The organism is Niveispirillum sp. GW835-FHT14G11 (assembly GCF_058793615.1).
In genome coordinates, this window is the sequence record NZ_JBXAFZ010000034.1 from 13,980 (window position 1) to 32,586 (window position 18,607).

The 18,607-nt window shown below is 61.7% G+C and carries 15 protein-coding genes; 2 read left to right on the forward strand and 13 right to left on the reverse strand.

Annotated elements, in window-relative coordinates; genetic code table 11:
- Positions 1-426: 426 nt before the first annotated feature.
- From AC1Q7F_RS31805 to AC1Q7F_RS31860, 12 genes are read right to left on the reverse strand one after another with little or no spacing between them, the layout of a single operon-like run.
- Positions 427-744 (reverse strand): DUF736 domain-containing protein, encoded by a 318-nt coding sequence (locus AC1Q7F_RS31805; RefSeq protein WP_492512561.1) that lies wholly within the window; start codon positions 742-744, stop codon positions 427-429.
- A gap of 3 nt (positions 745-747) precedes the next feature.
- On the reverse strand, positions 748-1,044 hold the full coding sequence (locus AC1Q7F_RS31810; RefSeq protein ID WP_492512562.1) for a DUF2274 domain-containing protein: 297 nt from the start codon (positions 1,042-1,044) through the stop codon (positions 748-750).
- 1 nt (position 1,045) lies between these two features.
- Complete coding sequence (locus tag AC1Q7F_RS31815; protein WP_492512563.1) at positions 1,046-2,227, reverse strand: TraB/TrbI/VirB10 family type IV secretion system protein; 1,182 nt, start codon at positions 2,225-2,227, stop codon at positions 1,046-1,048.
- The gene (gene trbG / locus AC1Q7F_RS31820; RefSeq protein ID WP_492512564.1) at positions 2,224-3,198 is read right to left on the reverse strand and encodes a P-type conjugative transfer protein TrbG; all 975 of its coding nucleotides are present in this window, start codon (positions 3,196-3,198) and stop codon (positions 2,224-2,226) included. The genes AC1Q7F_RS31815 and trbG overlap by 4 nt, the downstream gene beginning before the upstream one ends.
- Positions 3,195-3,905, reverse strand: a complete 711-nt coding sequence (gene trbF / locus AC1Q7F_RS31825) for a conjugal transfer protein TrbF (protein WP_492512565.1) — start codon at positions 3,903-3,905, stop codon at positions 3,195-3,197. Before trbF ends, trbG begins: the two co-directional genes overlap by 4 nt.
- A 3-nt stretch (positions 3,906-3,908) precedes the next feature.
- On the reverse strand, positions 3,909-5,210 hold the full coding sequence (gene trbL, locus AC1Q7F_RS31830) for a P-type conjugative transfer protein TrbL (RefSeq protein ID WP_492512566.1): 1,302 nt from the start codon (positions 5,208-5,210) through the stop codon (positions 3,909-3,911).
- Between the two features lie 10 nt (positions 5,211-5,220).
- Positions 5,221-5,919 (reverse strand): P-type conjugative transfer protein TrbJ, encoded by a 699-nt coding sequence (gene trbJ / locus AC1Q7F_RS31835; RefSeq protein ID WP_492512567.1) that lies wholly within the window; start codon positions 5,917-5,919, stop codon positions 5,221-5,223.
- Positions 5,916-8,339, reverse strand: coding sequence for a conjugal transfer protein TrbE (gene trbE, locus AC1Q7F_RS31840; protein WP_492512568.1), 2,424 nt, complete (start codon positions 8,337-8,339; stop codon positions 5,916-5,918). Before trbE ends, trbJ begins: the two co-directional genes overlap by 4 nt.
- Positions 8,333-8,602 carry a VirB3 family type IV secretion system protein gene (locus AC1Q7F_RS31845; RefSeq protein WP_492512384.1) on the reverse strand — a complete coding sequence of 90 codons (270 nt, stop codon included), beginning with the start codon at positions 8,600-8,602 and terminating at the stop codon, positions 8,333-8,335. The genes trbE and AC1Q7F_RS31845 overlap by 7 nt, the downstream gene beginning before the upstream one ends.
- Positions 8,602-8,922 (reverse strand): TrbC/VirB2 family type IV secretion system protein, encoded by a 321-nt coding sequence (locus AC1Q7F_RS31850; RefSeq protein WP_492512569.1) that lies wholly within the window; start codon positions 8,920-8,922, stop codon positions 8,602-8,604. Before AC1Q7F_RS31850 ends, AC1Q7F_RS31845 begins: the two co-directional genes overlap by 1 nt.
- A gap of 12 nt (positions 8,923-8,934) precedes the next feature.
- A complete protein-coding gene (gene trbB / locus AC1Q7F_RS31855; protein ID WP_492512570.1) occupies positions 8,935-9,903 on the reverse strand; it encodes a P-type conjugative transfer ATPase TrbB in 969 nt (322 codons plus the stop codon).
- Complete coding sequence (locus AC1Q7F_RS31860) at positions 9,900-10,298, reverse strand: ribbon-helix-helix domain-containing protein (protein WP_492512571.1); 399 nt, start codon at positions 10,296-10,298, stop codon at positions 9,900-9,902. Before AC1Q7F_RS31860 ends, trbB begins: the two co-directional genes overlap by 4 nt.
- Before the next feature lie 183 nt (positions 10,299-10,481).
- Between AC1Q7F_RS31860 and AC1Q7F_RS31865 the strand changes: the two genes are divergently transcribed.
- A complete protein-coding gene (locus AC1Q7F_RS31865; RefSeq protein ID WP_492512572.1) occupies positions 10,482-11,600 on the forward strand; it encodes a YiiX/YebB-like N1pC/P60 family cysteine hydrolase in 1,119 nt (372 codons plus the stop codon).
- Positions 11,601-11,754: 154 nt separating this feature from the next.
- On the opposite strand, the gene AC1Q7F_RS31870 is transcribed toward AC1Q7F_RS31865, so the two are convergent.
- On the reverse strand, positions 11,755-13,779 hold the full coding sequence (locus AC1Q7F_RS31870; protein WP_492512573.1) for a conjugal transfer protein TraG: 2,025 nt from the start codon (positions 13,777-13,779) through the stop codon (positions 11,755-11,757).
- A 229-nt stretch (positions 13,780-14,008) separates the two neighbouring features.
- On the opposite strand from AC1Q7F_RS31870, the gene AC1Q7F_RS31875 reads away from it, so the two are divergent.
- Entirely contained in the window at positions 14,009-18,409 is a 4,401-nt protein-coding gene (locus AC1Q7F_RS31875) for an NACHT domain-containing protein (protein WP_492512574.1), read from the forward strand.
- Positions 18,410-18,607 lie beyond the last annotated feature (198 nt).

An 18,607-nucleotide genomic window follows, 5' to 3' on the forward strand; every position in this document is an offset into this window, starting at 1 on the left:
TTTCAGGATTTGCCGATTTTGGCAACCTCTGGCACTGCTCGGAAAGCAGTTTTTTGTGAGAATCTGATCCTGATCTCGTCGAGAAAGCTCATTATAGTGCTGGAAACAATTCGATTAGAAAAGATATTATCCATGTCGATCATGAAGCATTATATATGATGGATTGGATGGCGTATCGTAGCTTGAAAGGTTGCTAACCGCTCCCATCGAACTGTTTCATATCATCTAACTGAAAGACAACAGATACCTTGTCAGTGCAACATAACCAACGTTGCCTTGAATTCATGCAGTCTCCTCGGGGAAGAGCAAAGAACCAGTAACGGTCGATATCGGATCGTGAGCGGAACGTCCGCTCGAGGCCAAGTGTGTCCGTCACCCGATCATCCGCTTTCGGCCCCGCGGCAGCCACAATAGGACCTACGCACTTTACTGCCTGCGACGATTCCAAATGAGCTTCGCCGCCGCCCCATCCTCGGTCGGAAACAAGGCGGCACTTACAGGTTCGAGCAAAGCCGGGTCGTCAAAGCGCACCCGGAGATAGGCGCGTGGTTCCTCCCCTGTGGTCTGTGCTTCCCAGGCATCGCCGATACGGTCGTGCCCCAGCAGCAAGCGATAGGCGGGCGCGTCGTCCTGGTCACGATTGTCGTTGGGCACGAGACGCACCTTGGCATTGATTGTCAGGGTATGGATGATGCCAGTCCAGCCTCCATCCTTGGCCAAGGTGAAATGACCGATGGTGCTCATGGCTTAAGCCTCCTTGTCATCGGTGGGAGGTGCCGCATCCGCGCTGACCTTGCGCCGCCCTTGGCGGCGGGTAGGCTCCTCAACAGCGGGCAGGTCTTCCTTCCGGGCCTTGGCGTAGGCGCGATCGCTGTCCAGAAAGGCATCCAGCATGTAAGGGACCAGATCGGTGACAGGTTCGGCCGTGCCGTAGGTGGCACGGTAGAGCGCGGCGTAAGTCAGCAACCGCTGATGCAGGTCGGGACTGACGGAGATGGTCAGCTTGACCGGCGTGCGGTCAGGCAGCTTGGGGAGCTTCAACATGTCAGCCTCCACGGTAGGGGGAGAGGATCAGGTCGCGCCGGACGATGACGCGTAGCGGCCAGCCGGGGCGGACGGTCAGGGTGGGCTGGATGTCCAGGTTGCGCTCGGTGATGCGCTGGCCGGCGCGGTCGGCGTTCTGCTGGATGGATTCCCGCACGGCGCGGACCAGTTCACCTTCCTGTTCCCCGAAGGTCAGCTCGGTGCCGACGCCCAGCAAGGTGGCGAGCGCAATGCCCTTCAGCAGGCGACCGGTATGGAAATCCACCGCGTCGGAAAGGCCGGATCGGCCCTCGGTATCGGTGGCCGGCAGGTTGTCCAGTTGCACGGACGAGCCGTCGGGCCGGATCAGGCGCTGCCAGACCAGCAGGGCGCGGCTTTGTCCAAAGCTGACCCGGCTGTCATAGGTGCCGATGAGACGGGAGCCTTGGGGGATCAGCAGGGTCCGGCCGGTGATGCTGTCATGGACGTTCTCCGTCACCTGGGCCACGACCATGCCGGGCAGGTCGGAATTGAGGCCGGTGACGAGGGCGGCAGCGATGATGCTGCCGGCCATGACCTGATGGGGCGAGGCGGGTTGCTGTTCGGCATAAGGATTGTAGATGCCGCTGCTGTTCGGCTGGGACAGGAAGTCCAGCTTGCGCTGCTGAGCGTCGGGTTCGGCAGCCGGCGACAGGTCGGTGGGAGGCATGGAACCAGCGGCGGGCTCCGGATTCCGATTTCCTGGCATCCCTGGCACGGCTTTCGGTTCGGTGCGGTAGAACAGGCCGGATTGCCGGGCCTGGTTGACCTGCACCTGCTCGGGCGTAAGCTGTTGGGCCGGTCCCGTTGCCGGCCATTCGGTGCCATGCCGCTTCTGGTGTTCCAGAATCGGCCGGCCCAGATCACCCGGCAGGGGCGGCCCCAGGACCGGGGTGTCGGGCTTGATCTGGCTGTAATCGGCCGGCAGGGAGGCCAGCCCTTCCGGTGTCGGCGACCGGTTGGGATGGGACAGTTCCTGCCCCCGCCCGTCCGGTTTACGGTCGACGCTCTGCAAGGAGATCAACGTCAGGGCCAGGATGGTGCCGGCGGCGACGCCGGTGCCACCAATGATCAAACCCCGCCGAAAGCGGATGGCCCGACGCGGAGCGGCACGCAGTTCCAGCTTTTCAGAAGGGATCTTGTCGTCACCGACAGGCGCGGTCATGACGGCCTCCCGTCGATACGCTCGATACGGACGATCTGCTGCGGCTCGCTGCCCAGGCGCAGTTCGGCGGCAGCGAACAGGCGATCGACGATGTAATGGCGGCCGCGGACCCGGTAGTTGACCAGTTGGGCCTCCCCCAGCGGCCCGATAACGAATAGCGGCGGCGCTTCGCCCTGGTCCAGGCGGCGGGGAAACTCGATATAGACCTTGGACCCATCATCAAAGGCCCGCAGCGGCCGCCAGGGTGGATCGTCGCCGCTAAGGGCGTAACGGAAATGCAGTGCGTCCAGGGACAGGCCGCTGGCGACGGGTTGAGCGGCTGCGGCCTGGCTGTTCCAGCGTTGCAGGGCCAGCAACTGATCCTGGGGATAGGTCCAGGACAGGGCCGCCATGGCGGTCTGCTCCGTGCTTTCCAGCAGCAGATGGTAGGCGCGGCGATCGGTGGTGATGACGAGGTTGGTCGTCAGGCCGGCGGCCACAGGCTTGACCAGCACATGCACCCGCTGGCTGGCACCGGCCCCGCTGCTGGTATCGCCGATGATCCAGCGCACCGTGTCGCCGGCCGAGACGGCGACGACGCCTTCGCCCGGCTGGAGGGCGATGTCACTGACCCGTTCCGGCGCGGCATAGAGCCGATAGAGGGCGCCCTCGGTATAGGGATAGACCTGGATGGCATTGACGTAGCCATAGCGGGTCGGTTCCTGGGTGGCGGCCTTGTTGGCATCGGCCACCCGCCGGGTCGGTGGACGGTTGTCGGGCGTCACACTGGCCTGGGGTGGCGGCTGCAACTGGCCCGGCAGCGGCAGGAGCACGGGCCTTTCAACCACCTGCACCGGCAGCAGCGGTTCCGGCTCGACCTCGGCCGGCCGGAAGTCGGCGCTGTCATAGGTGATGGCGGGCAGCTTCTTGGGCTGGCCGGCGCAGGCGGTCAGCAGGCCGGCCATTAGGAACGGCAGGATCAGCTTGGTCATGGCGTGGTCCTCTGGGGAGCGGGGGCGTCGAATTCGCGCGACCAGTCGATGGCGGTGATGGTGACGCCCAGCGGATTGCGGGTCAGCGCCTCCGGCGTGCGGGGCGGACGCAGGCTGACGGCCAGGATGGAGGTCCAGCGCTCGGTGCGGACCAGACTGCCGCGCTCGAAATGCTGCTCGGTCCATTTCACCTGGAAGGAGAGGTCCGACGCCCGGACGATGCTGGTCACCTGGACCGTGACGCTGTTGGTGCCGATGCGGCTGAACGGGTCATTGACCTTGGCCTGTTCGTTCAGGAACAGGGCCGCCCGGTCAGCCACGAAATCATAGGCCGCCAGCCAGTTCTGGCGCACCAGCACCGGGTCGGTGGAAAGCGAGCGGACATTGCCGATGAAGCGCCCCAGATAATAGGCGACCTGGGCATCGGTCGGCTGATAGGCGCTGACGGCCGGGGCCACGGCGCGGGCCTCCCCCAGCCGGTCCACCTCCACGACATAGGGCATGATGCGGCTCTGGCCGGACTGCCAGGCAGAGGTCGCGGCAAGGCCCATGGCGAGGCCCAGGCAGCCGAAAGCCATCAGCCGCCAGTTCCTTGCCTGGACGCGGGCGCTGCCGATGCGCTCGTCCCATTGCTGGGCGGCCTTCTGGTAGGGCGTCACCGGCTCGGGTGTCCGGCCATAGCGTTGCAGGGAGCGTTTGAAGAACATGGCTCAATCATCCTTCTGATCGAGGGACGGGTTGGCGGAGCCGCCGGAACGGTCGCCATCCTTGATGGTCTGGGTGGCGGCATGGCGATGGGCGCGGGCGGCCTGTTCGGCGCGCAGCTTTTGCGCCCAATCAGGAGCGCTATTGGTGTTGGACCGTGGCGATGAACCGGCGTCCTCTACTCCGTCTGCATCCGGATGGGTCGATTGGCGTCCGGCCTTGAAGGCCTCCCGCACCGGTTCCGTCGCGCGACTGCCGGCATTGCGGGCACCGCGCATGGTGGCTTCCCCGGCGGCGCGAGCGGCACCACCAACACCGGCGTGACCGGCAGCCGATGCCGACTGGAAGGCGCCCGTTGCCGCCCCGCCCATGCTGGCACCGGCCCGCAGGGCGGCCATCCCGGCACTGCCGGCGAGACGGACGCCGGCGGCAGCGGCCCCACCCGCCAGCAGCATGGTACCGGCGGCGGATCCCACGGTGCCCAGGGCGGCCCCCGCCCCCAGTTGCGGTGCGCCGGAAACGAGGCCGGCGGCGATGCCCGGTCCGAAGATGCCCAGCCCCAGCAAGGCCAGGGATGCCAGCACCATGGTCATGGCCTCGGCGATACCGGGCTCCCGGCCATTGAGCGCCTCGGTGAATTCCCGGAAGAAGCCCGAGCCGATGCCGACAATGACGGCCAGCACCATGATCTTGATGCCGGACGAGATGACATGGCCCAGCACGCGCTCGGCCAGGAAGGCGGTCTTGCTCCAGAGCGCGAAGGGCACCAGCACGAAGCCGGCGAGCGAGGTCAGCTTGAATTCCACCAGCGTGATGAAGAGCTGCACCGCCAGGATGAAGAAGGCGATGACGACGAAGAACCAAGCCAGCATCAGGATGGTCAGGCTCAGGATGTTCCCGAAGACCTCCGGGAACCCGATCATGGTCTCCGCTTGCTTCAGCAGCGGGTGGGCCGCCTCGAACCCCACCGCGGCCAGGTGTCCCGGATGCAGCAGGTCCTGGGCGGACAGGCCTGAACCACCGGCCCGCAAACCCAACTGCGCGAAGGAGCTGTAGATGGCCTCCGACAGGGATTGGAAATTGTTCAGGATCAGCGCGAAGAAACCGACATAGAGGGTCTTGCGCACCAGCCTGGGCATCACGTCATGATCGCCATCCAGAGCCCAGAACAAGCCGGCCAGGACCATGTCGATGGTGATCAGGATACCGGTGAGCCAGGCGACATCGCCGGACAGCAGGCCGAAGCCGCTATCGATGTAGCGGATGAAGGTTTCCGTGAACCGGTCGATAATGCCCAGGTCGCCCATTGCGGCCTCCTCAGCGGCTATAGGCGTGGCCATCGCCCAGGAAGCGCCGGGTGCGCTCGCGGGCGATGGCGTTGGCCTCGGCGGTGGCAGCCTGGGTCTCGGCATCGGCGCGGTATTGGGCGGCCATCAAGTTCTGCAACTGCATCTGCTGCTTGATGGACAGCGCCAGGAGCTGGTTGCCGGCCTGCTGGGCCTGCAAGCTGCCGGCGGCGTCCTGGCTGCGACCGACCAGGTCGGCCAGCAGGGGTGCATCCGCCTGGATCGCGCCGACCACGCCGGATTGCACCCGCATGGTCTGGCGGTAGGAGGCCATGGCGCTCTGCCATTGGTCATGGGCCTGCCGGTTCAGGGCGGCGGTATCAGCGTCGCCATAGGAGCCGGGATAGGTCCGGCGCCAGGCCTCCTCGCTGCCGGCCAGATCGAAGCCGATACTGTCGGCCTGGATCATCAGCCCATCGATGCGGTTCAACGCGCTGGTGATCTGGCTGAGCGAGGAATAGTCCAGCCGCTGGAGCTGGCGGGCCATGTTCTGCAACATGGCGGCCTGGTTCTGCAGGCTGCGGATCTGGTTGTTGACCTGCTCCAGGGCACGGGCCGCCTGGAGGGCGTTCTGGGCATAGTTGGTCGGGTCGTAGACGGTGAAGGCGTCGGCATCGCCCACCATCAGGGTGGCAGACAGCAGTGCCGCCGCCAGCAAGCGCATCGTCATGAAGTGGTCTCCCCTGGAAAGCGGTCCAGCAGGTCGGCGGCCCAATCGAGTTCCCTGATGCCCAGCCAGCGGGCGGCAAATGCCTGCGCCCCACCCTCGGCCAGCAGCTTGTCGATGAGCACCTGCGAGACGGGATCGGACGCGGCGCAGAAGGCCTTGGCCACCGGCCCCAGACCGAGCTGGAACAGCCGGTTGCCGCGCCTGGATTGCAGGTAATAGTCTCGCTTGGGCGTGGCCTGGGCGATCAGGGTGATCTGGCGGTCGTTCAGTCCGAAGGCGCTATAGACCGCCCTGGCCTGGGGCTCGATGGCCCGATCATTGGGCAGGAAGATGCGCTGCGGGCAGCTTTCGATGAGGGCCGGTGCGATGAGGCTGCCGGCGATGTCGGCCAGCGACTGGGTGGCGAAGAGAACGGCGACGTTCTTCTTGCGCAGGACCTTCAGCCATTCCCGGATGCGGGCCGCGAAGGCCGGATTGTCGAGATAGACCCAGGCCTCGTCCAGGATCAGCAGGGTCGGCACCCCGGTGAAGCGCTCCTCCAGCCGGTGGAAGAGATAGGTGAGGACCGGCAGCACGGCGCCGGTCCGGTGCAGCAGCACCTCCATCTCGAAACACTGCACCGATGCCAGGTCGAGCCCGTCGGTCGCCGCATCCAGCAGGCCGCCATGGGGACCTTCCAGCGTATAAGGCTGAAGGGCAGCTTTCAGCGGGTTGGATTGCAGCAGCAGCGACAGGCCGGTCAGGGTGCGCTGTACGGGTGGCGCGCCGGCCAGGCTGTTCAGCGCCGACCAGACCATCTCCTTGATCGCCGGCGTGACAGCGACCTGCTCATGCTCCAGCAGGCCGATGATCCAGTCGGCAGCCCAGGCACGCCGGTCGGGATCGTCGATGCGGCGCAGCGGCTGGAAGGACAGGTCGCCAGCCTGCCCCAGCATATGGTGTCGCCCGCCCATGGCAAGGGTGGCGGCACGGGCGGAATTGCCCTTGTCGAAGATATAGACCTGGGCGCCTGCATAGCGGCGGAACTGCAAAGCCATCAGGGCCAGCAGCACCGACTTGCCGGCCCCCGTCGGGCCGACGACCAGCATGTGCCCGACATCGCCGACATGGGTGGAGAGCCGAAAGGGCGTCGCCCCGCTGGTCTCCGCCTGGAACAGCGGCGGCCCATCCAGATGCTTGTTGCGGGCGGGACCGGCCCAGATGGCCGAGAGCGGCATCAGGTGGACCAGGTTGAGGCTATGGATCATCGGCTGGCGGACATTGGCATAGACATGGCCCGGCAGGCTGCCCAGCCAGGCCTCCACGGCATTGACGCTCTCCCTGATCACGGAGAAGCCAAACCCCGTGATGGCGCGCTCCACCGCGCCCAGCTTGTCATCGGCGGCCTGCTGGTCGGTATCCCAGACCGTGACCGTGGCGGTGACATAGCCATAGCCGACATGGTCGGCGCCCAGCCCTTGCAAGGCCAGATCGACATCGGCGGCCTTGTTGTCGGCATCGCTGTCCAGCAGGGTGGACGGCTCGTTGGTCAGCACCTCGCGCAGCAGGGCACCGATGGATTTGCGCTTGGCGAACCAGTGGCGACGCAACCGCGTCAGAATGCGGGTGGCGTCCTCCTTGTCGAGCGGGATCCAGCGCGTCACCCAGCGATAGGGGAAATCCAGGTGGTTCAGCGCGTCCAGCAGGCTGGGCCGCGTCTGGTTGGGGAAGCCCAGCACCGTCAGGACGCGCAGGTGCCGGTCGCCCAGCATGGGTTCCAGCCCACCCAGCAGCGGCGTGTCGACCAGCACCCCGTCCAGGTGCATGGGCACGGCCGGTACCGTCAGCCGGTGCCGACGGGTGGAGATGCAGCCGTGCAGATGGGTCAACGTCTCCGCATCATCCAGATCATGTTGCTCGGGCAGGATGGTTTGCAGCAGGCCGGCCAGCCGGAAGAACTCGTCCCGGAACCGGTCCAGTTCCTGCCGCCAGTCCCGGGCGCGGGTTTTCCGGCCATCATCGACCAGGGTCTTGTGCGCCTGATCCTGGCTGTCGGGCGGCGGCAGGTAGAGGATTGTCAGGTGATAGAGGCTCTCGTAATGGCGGCCGGCCTCCCGGAACGCCGCACGGCGCTCCTCGTCGACCAGCCAGGAGGCGGGGTCGGGAAAGGTTGCGTCCGGATAGGCTGCCACCTCCACCCGCTCCGCCTCGAAGAACAAGGCCCAGCCCGAACCCAGGCGGCGGAGCGCGTTGTTGGCGCGGGCCGACAGGGCAATCAGTTCGGCCTCGGTGGCAGAGTCCAGGTCCGGCCCGCGATAGCGCAGGGTGCGCTGGAAGCTGCCATCCTTGTTCAGCACCGTGCCCGGCGCCACCAAGGCGGCCCAGGGCAGATGATCGGCCAGCCGGTCGTGCCGGGGGCGGTATTCGGCGAGGTTCAGCATGACCAGCCTCCCGCCTGCCGCAGGTGACGGGCCAGGATGGCGGCGATATGCGGGTCGCGGCGGCTGACCAGCACGGCCAGGCTGTGACCGCCCAGCGCCAGCAGCAGGCCCGCCAGCCATTGCTGAAGCCCCAGGCCGATGGCGGCGGCGATGGTGCCATTGAGGATGGCAAGCGCCCGCGGCGCCCCGCCGAGCCGGATCGGCTCGGTCAGTGCCCGGTGCAGCGGGATGGTGAAGCCCTCCGGCATCTCGGTCGCGGCCATCACACCAGCGCCCCGCCGCCGAAGGAGAAGAAGGACAGGAAGAAGCTGGAGGCGGCGAAGGCCACCGACAGCCCGAAGACGATCTGGATCAGCCGGCGAAAGCCGCCCGAGGTCTCGCCGAAGGCCAGGGTCAGGCCCGTGGTGATGATGATGATCACCGCCACGATCTTGGCGACGGGACCCTGGACGGAATCCAGGATGCGCTGGAGGGGATCCTCCCAGGGCATGCCGGAGCCGGCAGCATTGGCCGGGGCGGCCAGCAGCAGGGCCAGCCCGGCAAAGGCCAGGGAACGCAGACGGGGAAAGCGGGAGCGTGACATCTCATTCTCCTGTCAGATTGATTGCAGGTCGGCCGGGCCCAGGGTGACCACACGGTAGTCGCCCTGGGCGTCCAGTCCGTCGGTGCGGGCGATGGCGTCGACGAGACGCTGACCGCCGCGGGAGCGGATATGGACGATGAGATCCACCGCCTCGGCGATGAGCCGGCGGGGCACGGTGACCACCGCCTCCTGGGCCAGCTGTTCCAGCCGATAGAGGGCGGCATGAGCGGAATTGGCATGCAGGGTGGCGATGCCGCCGGGATGGCCGGTGTTCCAGGCCTTGAGCAGGTCCAGCGCCTCCCCGCCCCGCACCTCGCCGACGATGATCCGGTCGGGCCGCAGGCGCAGGGTGGAGCGCACCAGGTCGCGCAGGCTGACGACACCCGACCGCGTGCGCAGGGCCACGCAATCAGGTGCAGCGCATTGCAACTCGCGCGTATCCTCGATCAGCACCAGCCGTTCAGCGCTGTCGGCCAGTTCGGCCAGCAGGGCATTGGCCAAGGTGGTCTTGCCCGACGCCGTGCCGCCGGCCACCAGGATGTTCCGCCGCGCTCGCACGGCCCGGCGCAGGGCCTCGGCCTGCAAGGGCGACAGGATGCCGTCGGCAGCATAATCACCCAGGCGCAGGACGCGCGCCGCCGGTTTGCGGATGGTGAAGCAGGGTCCTGTCACCACGGGCGGCAGCAAGCCCTCGAACCGTTCACCGGTGGGCAGTTCCGCCGATAGGATGGGCCGGTCGGCATGGATTTCGGCCCCGACATGAGAAGCCACCAGCCGGATGATACGTTCCACCTCAGCCGCGGACGTGCAGATGCCAGCCAAGCCGATCCCCTGCCCCGCCCATTCCAGGCGCAGCACGCCATCGGGATTGACCATCACCTCGGTGACAGCGGGATCGTTGAGAGCATTAGTGATGTCTGCTCCCAGGGCCGTGCGCAACATGGATTGGCGACGTTCGTCCGCCTCGCGCCGGGGGTTCATACTGCATCCTCCCTACCTGCAGGCAGGGTCCGGGTCGGGGCTGCCATCTGGCGGCCCACCTGGTCGATGAACTTCTGAAACCGCTCCTTGCCTACGGCATGGGCGGCCCGGTCAGGTTCGGGCAGCGGTGCGGTGACGGTCAGCTGGTAGCGGACGAAAAGGGCCAGGCATTCCAGCAGTACCTGGATATCCCGCTCGATCCGTTCCAATTGCCGCGCCTGCCGGTCCAGCCGGATGCGCAGTGCCTCGTCAATCGCCTGGGCGCCCCGGCGGGACAGATACTGGCGTAGAGCATCGGCGACGATGGCAGACTTAGTCGAACCCGGCTTGGATGCCAGGGCATCCAACTGGGCGCTCAGCTCGTCATCGAGATAGAGGTGATGGCGGGGTTTCATGACCCGGCTCCAACATGGGGGACGTTGGCGCTAAGGGTCAGATGAGGGGAGAAAATTACATATAGCGGTTACATACGATGTGATACGATTAAAAGAGAACATACTGAAGCGTATCTATCTTATAGAACAATTTTATAATATAGTAATTATCGCCCAATAATGACACCATTTTGGAGAAACAATATGACTGGACCTGGAAGATCAATAAAATACAATGATAAAGTTTATTATCATCCATTGAAAGATAATCTTCAACCTGGAGATGTATTGCTTGAAGTGGGGTACAACGCGATTAGTGAAGTCGTTAAGTTTGTGGATGGGCGCTTTTCTCACGCAATGCTTTACATAGGCAATGGTCAGATCGCTGAGGCTGTCAGTGATGGAGTTATACTCATTGGCATTGAACTTGTTTTTATTCGGCAACCGCAGGACATAGCAATATATCGTATGCCAAATGGGATACTCAACCAAATGCAATTGAAACTCATCGAAGATGCCGCACGGTCACGCATGTTCAGTGCCTATGATGCACCTGGGGCAGTTCGAACTAAATTTGGGGGTAGAGAAAGACAACGTGGTCGCTTTTTCTGCTCTGAACTGGTTGCTCTAGCATATGCAGAAGCTGGCATAGAATTGGTAAAGGGAAAAATACCCGCTCAGGTAACGCCAAACATGCTGGCTGGAACGGATAGTCGGCTCACGTTGGCGTTTAACAACACCCCTTGCGTAAAAATTACCCCAAAATCTGCAGAAGAGGATAAAGAATATATAGAATTGCTAGATCGACACGAAGCAATGAAGAACCGAGCAATAGGTAGGAATCAAAAATCAGAACAAGAGGCTTATATTAAGTTCAGAAAGCCAGTTGAAAAGTCCCTGAAAAAAAATGGATACAAGGTCAATTCTCCAATAATGTCCAACCTCGCATATCTTATCAATATATTGGGATCGGCAGATCTATCAAATGGAGGAGATATATCCGATAAAATCGTCGATTTTTTGGACAATAAGGAGTATTTTGACCTTGGAATACAGCAATATTATTACATAATGGGGGCTTGCCAAAATGCCTTCGAAGCTGGAAATTTCGAGTATATATCATCGAGGTACTCAAGCATTCCTGAAAAACGAGCCGCGGGTCAGCATTGGAAGACACAAGAACATTCGAGCCGCACAATGCCATTTGCGAGATCCATACATTATAGACTGGCAAAAATGTACGGGATAATGGCCGAACTTTCAGAAGAATACTGCGAGATAGTTGATGACATATACGAAAAAATGAAACAATCTTCACCCTAGGCACTCCATGTTATCATCTTATCTTGTGATGTAGGAATTTCGGCCCTACGCCATTTTCCTGCTGGCCAAGACGCTGAAGGATGGACTAAACGGCTAATCTCCGAGGCGATGCCTGTGACATACGGGCATCGCCAACCTTCTCTCCGAGCAGCAGTCAGAAGCTGGGCAGAAGATCGTCCGGCGATCCTTCGTTGATCGCATGGGCACGGGCGACATTCGATAGCCGGTCCATGGCCCGTTTGTCCGCCGCCACATCCGTCTCGTCGTCCGCCGAGCCAAACAGATCGCCGGTACTAGGCTCCACCGGCTTGGATATCCCTTCCTCCGGCAAACCTGGATGACGTTGCTGCTGAAGGCCGCCTTCGGTCATCTCGTCCATGGAAGCTTCTTCGTCCTCCTCAGCCAATCGCTGATCCATTCCCCGCACTTGCCCGCCCCAATCTTCCAACCGTGCCGGTGGCCGGTCCGCGTAGGCCCCCTCAGCCAGGGGTGGTGCCGGTAATACCCGCTCGGTGAAGTTCCGGTCCTCGTAATAGCGCAACTTCTTTGCCCGGATCGGCGCCAGCCCGGACACCAGCACCAGTTCATCCTTGGACGGCAATTGCATCACCTCACCCGGCGTCAACAGCGGCCGCGCCGTCTCCTGCCGGCTGACCATGACATGGGAGAGCCAGGGGGCCAGCCGGTGGCCGGCATAGTTACGCTGCGCCCGCAATTCCGTCGCCGTGCCCAGCGCGTCCGAGATACGTTTGGCCGTCCGCTCGTCATTGCTGCTGAAGGCGATGCGGACATGGCAATTGTCGAGGATCGCGTTGTTCTCCCCATAGGCCTTGGATATCTGGTTCAGGCTCTGGGCGATCAGGTAGGCCCGGATGCCATAGCCCGCCATGAAAGCCAGCGCCGTCTCGAAGAAATCCAGTCGCCCCAAGGCAGGAAACTCGTCCAGCATCATCAGCAACTGGTGCCGCCGCCGCTTGGCCGGGTCACCCTCCAACCGCTCGGTCAGCCGGCGACCGATCTGGTTCAGCACCAGACGCACCAGCGGCTTGGTGCGGGAAATGTCTGAGGGTGGGATTACCAGGTAGAGGGACACAGGCCGGGGCGCATCGACCAGATCGGCGATCCGCCAATCGCAGGCCGATGTCGTTGCCGCCACGGTGGGATCGCGGTAGAGACCAAGGAAGGACATAGCGGTGGACAGCACACCCGACCGCTCGTTCTCCGACTTGTTCAGCACCTCCCGCGCCGCCGAGGCGACAACGGGATGCACGATGGGCTTATCGGGCGTTCCCAGATGGTTGGTCGCCATCATGCGGCGCAGCGTGTGGGCAAAGCTGCGGCGTGGGTCGGAAAGGAAGGTAGCCACGCGGGCCAGGGTCTTTTCTTCCTCGGCATAGAGCACATGCAGAATGGCACCGACCAGCAGGCTGTGACTGGTCTTTTCCCAATGGCTGCGACGCTCCAGGGCGCCCTCGGGATCGACCAGGATGTCGGCGATGTTCTGGACGTCGCGGACCTCGTCCAGCCCCTTGCGCACCTCCAGCAGCGGATTGTAGCGGGCCGAGCGCGGGTCGGTGGGGTTGAACAACAGGCAATGGGAGAAGCGCGCCCGCCATCCCGCCGTCAATTGCCAGTTCTCGCCCTTGATGTCGTGGATGACGGTCGATCCGGTCCAGGACAGGAGTGTCGGCACCACCAGCCCCACGCCCTTGCCCGAGCGGGTCGGGGCAAAGGCCATCACATGCTCCGGCCCATCGTGCCGAAGATACCGGCCGCCCAACCGGCCCAGGAAGACACCCACCGGCCGGAACAGCCCCGCCCCTTCCACCTCCCGGCTGGTCGCCCAGCGCGATGAGCCATAGGTCGTGACCATCCGGGTCTGCCGGGCACGCCACAGCGACCCGATGATGGCAGCGGCGCAGCCCATGAAGCCACTCGCCCCGGCCTGCATTCCCGCTTTGTCGAAGACATGCGGAGCGTAGGCTTCGTACCAGTACCACCAGTAAAAGAGCTGCCAGGGGCGATAAATGGGCCAGCCCGCGATGACGATCCAGGGAGGGCCAAGCTGTGCCTGATAGCCCAGCATGGACGCCGCCCATTGCGTCGCCGCCCAGACCCCCAGGATGACGATGGCAAAGACGACCAAGATTTGGCCGATCAAGAGCTTAGTGGGAGCCATGTGAAGCCTCCAGGGCAACAAGCATGCTTCCGCAGAGCTTGGGACATTATGATCAGAGGATAAATTACGTTTATATACGATTACCTACGAAACAGGTTCAGGCGAAGTTCAGCCGTCACCGTCAATGCCACGACAACCGCCGTGCATCAGAACTGGTTATCGTTAGATAGATTTTGTAGCAGTCGATTTTAGAAGTGATCATTTTAACTTACATTTATGGTAGATTTGAGTGTCGGCACAAATCAGTGCGTACACAGTGATAATCGTGACAGCGATGGGCAGGACTAGGGACGACTTTTCGGCGGCAACGAAGCGGCAGATCGCCAAGCGCGCGGGCTTTCTCTGCTCGTACCCCTCCTGCCGTGCCCTCACTGTCTGCGCGACCCACGATGGCGAAGGTGAGATTAGCAACGGCACTGCCGCTCACATCTGTGCGGCTGCGCCAGGCGGTCCCCGCTACAATCCTGAAATGTCAGCCGAGGAGCGATGTGCCGCCTCAAATGGCATTTGGATGTGCCGTAATCACGGCACCACGATCGATCTGGACTCTAGACATTTTACTAGCCAACTTTTGCTCCAATGGAAAAAAGAAGCCGAACGCGATGCTTTATATCGCGTTATCAAAGGGTTACCACCTCCCACAGGCAATCCTTCATCAGACCAGTTGCGTAGCAGACTGCTTGATGCGGCGCGTAAGGACCTTTTGGTATTGCAGAACACGTCCCGGTGGCCGCGCAGTGCGGTTGCGCTCACGTTGATGATTGATGAAATTGAGCAACCAGCAACGACGTTCGCCCTCGCAACCACCGTGCGAACGCTCGATGATCTTATACTCGTAGCAAGCCCAGGCATGGGAAAGACAGCCACGCTGCTGCAGATCGCTGAAAGTGCGCTCATCAATGATGCCGGCATGCCGATCTTCGTGGGCTTGGGTGACTGGGCAACGGAACGGAAATCGCTCCTCGCATCCATTCTTGCTCGCCCGGCGTTCGCTGGCATATCGGAGACAGAACTGCGTACCATGATAGACGGAGGCGACGTCGTCCTCCTACTTGATGGCTGGAATGAAATCGAGGGAGACGCTCGGAACCGAGCAAGGGTCGAGATTGAGCGGCTTAAGGCAGAGTTACCTACGTTATCATTGGTTATATCGACGCGTCAGCAATCGCTTGATGTTCCGTTTTCTGGAAAGAGGGTTACGCTGCTGCCGCTGCGTGAAGCGCAGCAGTTGGAGATCGCCAAGGCCATAGCTGGCGAGCATGGTACGATCATACTTGACCGAGCTTGGCGCACGCCGGGTGTACGCGAATTGGTGTCAATACCTCTATATTTGAGCGCCCTGCTTTCACTCCCTAATGACGATCCCTTTCCCCAAACACGCGAAGAGATCCTGCGCCGTTTAGTGGCTGCGCACAATGCGGACGCAGGACACGCTGCACGCCTGCTGGCCGTGACCAATGGTTTCCAACTGGAATACCTCGATGCACTGGCAGTGTCCGCGATGCAGGCGGCGAATACATCGATCTCCGATAAGGAGGCCCGTCGCGCAATCTTCACAAGGTCGATGGCGCTGAAGGGCGACGGCCAAATGATGACACCACCAGAGCCTAGCGAGGTGCTTACCGTCTTAGTAGATAGCCATCTCTTGGTCCGCGTCAGCGACACATCCGCTGTCGCGTTTCAGCACCAGCAGTTCCAGGAGTGGTTTGCATCCCATGATATCGAGCGGCGTATGATCGCCGCTGTGTCCGATCATCAAGTCCGCAGGCTGCTTCAAATGGAAGTACTGGATGATATGGCGTGGGAGGAAGCAATCCTGTTCGCCGTCGAGCGAATGTCGCGCGGAACGACGGAATTGCAAGAAGCCTGCGCTTTTGCCGTGTTAGCGGCCCTCGAAGTCGATCCGATGCTTGCGGCGGAGATGATCCACCGATCAACTGACGATACCTGGCAAATGATCGCCACACAGATCAAGGGGCGTATCGATCGTCTGCATGTGCCAGGCAGAATTGATCGGACGTTACGTTTCATGATGAACAGCGGGCGCCCCGAGTTCATTCATCACGTGTGGCCGCTGATTACTGATGAGGATGACCAGGTCAGTCTAAGAGCACTCCGAAACTGTCGGCACTTTCGTCCCTCGATACTAGGCGATAACGCGGAAGAGCGAATACGTGCGCTCGCACCAAAGGTACGACAAGTGCTGCTCGGCGAAATGATCAGCAACGGCGGGATAGAGGGGATCAAACTTGCCACGACTATGGCTTGCGTAGATATGGACACCTCAGTCCAGTCGACTGCTGCTGAGGCACTCCATTTTCGTCTCGCATACCATCAGCTCAACGAAGTGCTGGCAGCCGCACCTGATGCCGTTCTCGATCAGTTTGTACAGCAAGGATATGATCTAGAAGGCCATGAAAACGCCACTGTCAAAGCCAGGCTCGACGCGGCTCGCTCTCGCAGCGCAATTTCTCCGAACGCTCACGTTGCCTACCTACGCCAACTGGCTTTTTCGCAGGCCGACCCAGATCATGCGAAGGAACTGACCGGCCTCATCGTGCAGATCGAGTTCGAGGGCGGACGGAGCGCCGCAAGCGAGCTAATCTACCGCTTGCACAATCTGTATCCCGTAGCGGTAGCTGCTGGTGTGCTCGAACGAGTACGCACCGGCCGTACGCTTTTCCACGGTGCCCGGGACATGCTTGCCGCATCGGGGCTAGTGCTGGAGGACGAGGATCTATTGAAGATCGTACTCGCCGATACTGAAGGCGATGAACGAGCGGAGGCGGCAGCCGCAGTGTTGGGTCCGCTTGCCGTGGGGCAGCTTGTCGATGCGCTCCGGGAGGTCAAGTCGACCACGTCAGATCGAAGCCGTCCTTACGACGAAGCGACGCGTGATCGTTACCATATCTTTCTCTCTCGCATTAACTGGACACCGGCCGGTAGCCTGCTGGAGGCAGTGCGGATCAAGTCGGAAGCGGCGGACCTGGGCGCAGTAGAACTCTTTGCCAGACTGTTGTCTCAACGGTTTGGCGATAGCAACCATCGTATGCACACCTTCGCCGGGGAGTCGTTGGATGTAATACGCGACCTTGCTTGTGGCTGGGGAGAGCGGATGCTTGCCGCCAGCGACGTACCACGTCGTGATCTGGCTCAAATCGCAGTACTGATCAGTTGTGTTCCAGATGTGCGCCTGCTTCCGGTTCTTCAGCGAATGCTAGATCACAATCTCACTCGTTATGCCGCCGCACGTTCGGCGGCAATTGCCGCCAACTGGCGGCCAGGTTCGGATACCAACCAAGCAAGATCACCCGAGACGCATCAGTACTATCGTGCATTTGTGTCGATTGATGCGCAGGAGACACGAGCGCTCATGCGCGACTATCTGACCAAGCCGCATTTTGGCGAGTTGGCCGCGCAGGTAATCGTCGAACAGTGGGTCGCCAGAAATGAGCCACAGGAGCGGAATTTGGGGGCTGGACCCGATTTCAGCCATGTCCGTACGCGCCGCGCCGCATGGCTTAAGGGACAAGTGGCCATCCCAGAAGACGTCGACGAAATCTTCCGGTTGGCTGAAGGGTTTATAGATGATGACATAGTCAATGGGCGGTGGCAGCTCGGCGTCAGTCTGGCGACTAAGGCAGCTCGGTTGCCACACGGCGACCGCACCACGCTCTTCGCCAAGGTGCGGGAAATCGCGCCACGCAGGACGTGGGCAATGCTAACGCTCTACAGGGTGCTGTCGGGTGAAGTCGTGCCCACGCAGGTCGTCGCCGATGGCATCCGCGTAATTGTGGACGCGGCGCGAGAGAAACCGTGGAACCTGATGGAAAACGATGCATGGGAGCTTCGTGGGTGGCTGCAGCTGCTACCCTTCACCAACGCCCCCTCACAGATAGTCGACATTGTAAGTTCGATCCCACCGCAGCACCGTCCTGTTACCCAGTTGGAAGGCCTGCTATTCGCCTGTGCAGCCTCACCATCTCAAGACTCCATTGATGCGCTGTTCGGTCTTGCGGTGCTTGAGCCACGGCTTTACGAGGATCATGCTTGGCGAAGAGCTGTGCTCAGAATGGAAGACTCGGGTGCCATTATCCGTTTGGTCGCACTTGTCGCGGACGGAACTGTAGGTGGCGGTGGATATGACAGCTGGAGTTGGGCACGGGATATTAGCGAACGCTTCAAGAAATATCCGGAGGTCCGTCGTGATGTCTATGCGCGTCTCCGTGACAACGCTGATATATCCGGCTTCTCGTTGCTAGCGAGCGCAGTCGCAGAAGCGCCAGACGCGGAAGGTCTTTTGCTTTTGGTCGACCTCGAACAAAAGCTCCACCGTAGCCTTGTCAATTACCACATAGTTGAACTAGCTGTTACCGAGCGGGTGCCGTCGCAGCAAGCGCCAGGTGCCTATGAGATCATACCGGTTGCAGTTCCTTCCTTGCGCAAACAACTGTTCGGAATGAAGCAAGGCGATGAGCCAAATGATCGGGCAGCCAGGGCGCTCACGCTAATTGACATGGTCAGGGACGACAATGGCCCTGCGCAGTTGGAACCCCGGCACCCGGATTTTGCGTCGGGCAGGCCTTGGCCCATCCAGACGTTCTCCTCGCGCTGGCCCATCGGTGATTGATATGGGTAGAAGAGACTGCCATCGGCACGGCTGCTTCAAATGACGATACTGGCCCGGATATCGAGCGGTCGCTCGACGCAACGGCAAACAGGGATGCTGTCGGATCAGCCTCTATCCCACTGCGGGACTATCGGGAATTCCGTGCTTAGCGGGGCCATAGTGATGCGAAAGGAGCTTCACGATGGCACGACGCAAGGA

Bases quoted from the DNA above. Each gene is read 5' to 3' on its own strand.
- AC1Q7F_RS31845 (WP_492512384.1), bottom strand. From the start codon at position 8,602: ATGGCCGCGACCGAGATGCCGGAGGGCTTCACCATCCCGCTGCACCGG.
- trbB (WP_492512570.1), bottom strand. From the start codon at position 9,903: ATGAACCCCCGGCGCGAGGCGGACGAACGTCGCCAATCCATGTTGCGC.
- AC1Q7F_RS31815 (WP_492512563.1), bottom strand. From the start codon at position 2,227: ATGACCGCGCCTGTCGGTGACGACAAGATCCCTTCTGAAAAGCTGGAA.
- trbF (WP_492512565.1), bottom strand. From the start codon at position 3,905: ATGTTCTTCAAACGCTCCCTGCAACGCTATGGCCGGACACCCGAGCCG.
- AC1Q7F_RS31870 (WP_492512573.1), bottom strand. From the start codon at position 13,779: ATGGCTCCCACTAAGCTCTTGATCGGCCAAATCTTGGTCGTCTTTGCC.
- trbE (WP_492512568.1), bottom strand. From the start codon at position 8,339: ATGCTGAACCTCGCCGAATACCGCCCCCGGCACGACCGGCTGGCCGAT.
- trbL (WP_492512566.1), bottom strand. From the start codon at position 5,210: ATGGGCGACCTGGGCATTATCGACCGGTTCACGGAAACCTTCATCCGC.
- trbJ (WP_492512567.1), bottom strand. From the start codon at position 5,919: ATGACGATGCGCTTGCTGGCGGCGGCACTGCTGTCTGCCACCCTGATG.
- trbG (WP_492512564.1), bottom strand. From the start codon at position 3,198: ATGACCAAGCTGATCCTGCCGTTCCTAATGGCCGGCCTGCTGACCGCC.
- AC1Q7F_RS31805 (WP_492512561.1), bottom strand. From the start codon at position 744: ATGAGCACCATCGGTCATTTCACCTTGGCCAAGGATGGAGGCTGGACT.
- AC1Q7F_RS31850 (WP_492512569.1), bottom strand. From the start codon at position 8,922: ATGTCACGCTCCCGCTTTCCCCGTCTGCGTTCCCTGGCCTTTGCCGGG.
- AC1Q7F_RS31865 (WP_492512572.1), top strand. From the start codon at position 10,482: ATGACTGGACCTGGAAGATCAATAAAATACAATGATAAAGTTTATTAT.
- AC1Q7F_RS31810 (WP_492512562.1), bottom strand. From the start codon at position 1,044: ATGTTGAAGCTCCCCAAGCTGCCTGACCGCACGCCGGTCAAGCTGACC.
- AC1Q7F_RS31860 (WP_492512571.1), bottom strand. From the start codon at position 10,298: ATGAAACCCCGCCATCACCTCTATCTCGATGACGAGCTGAGCGCCCAG.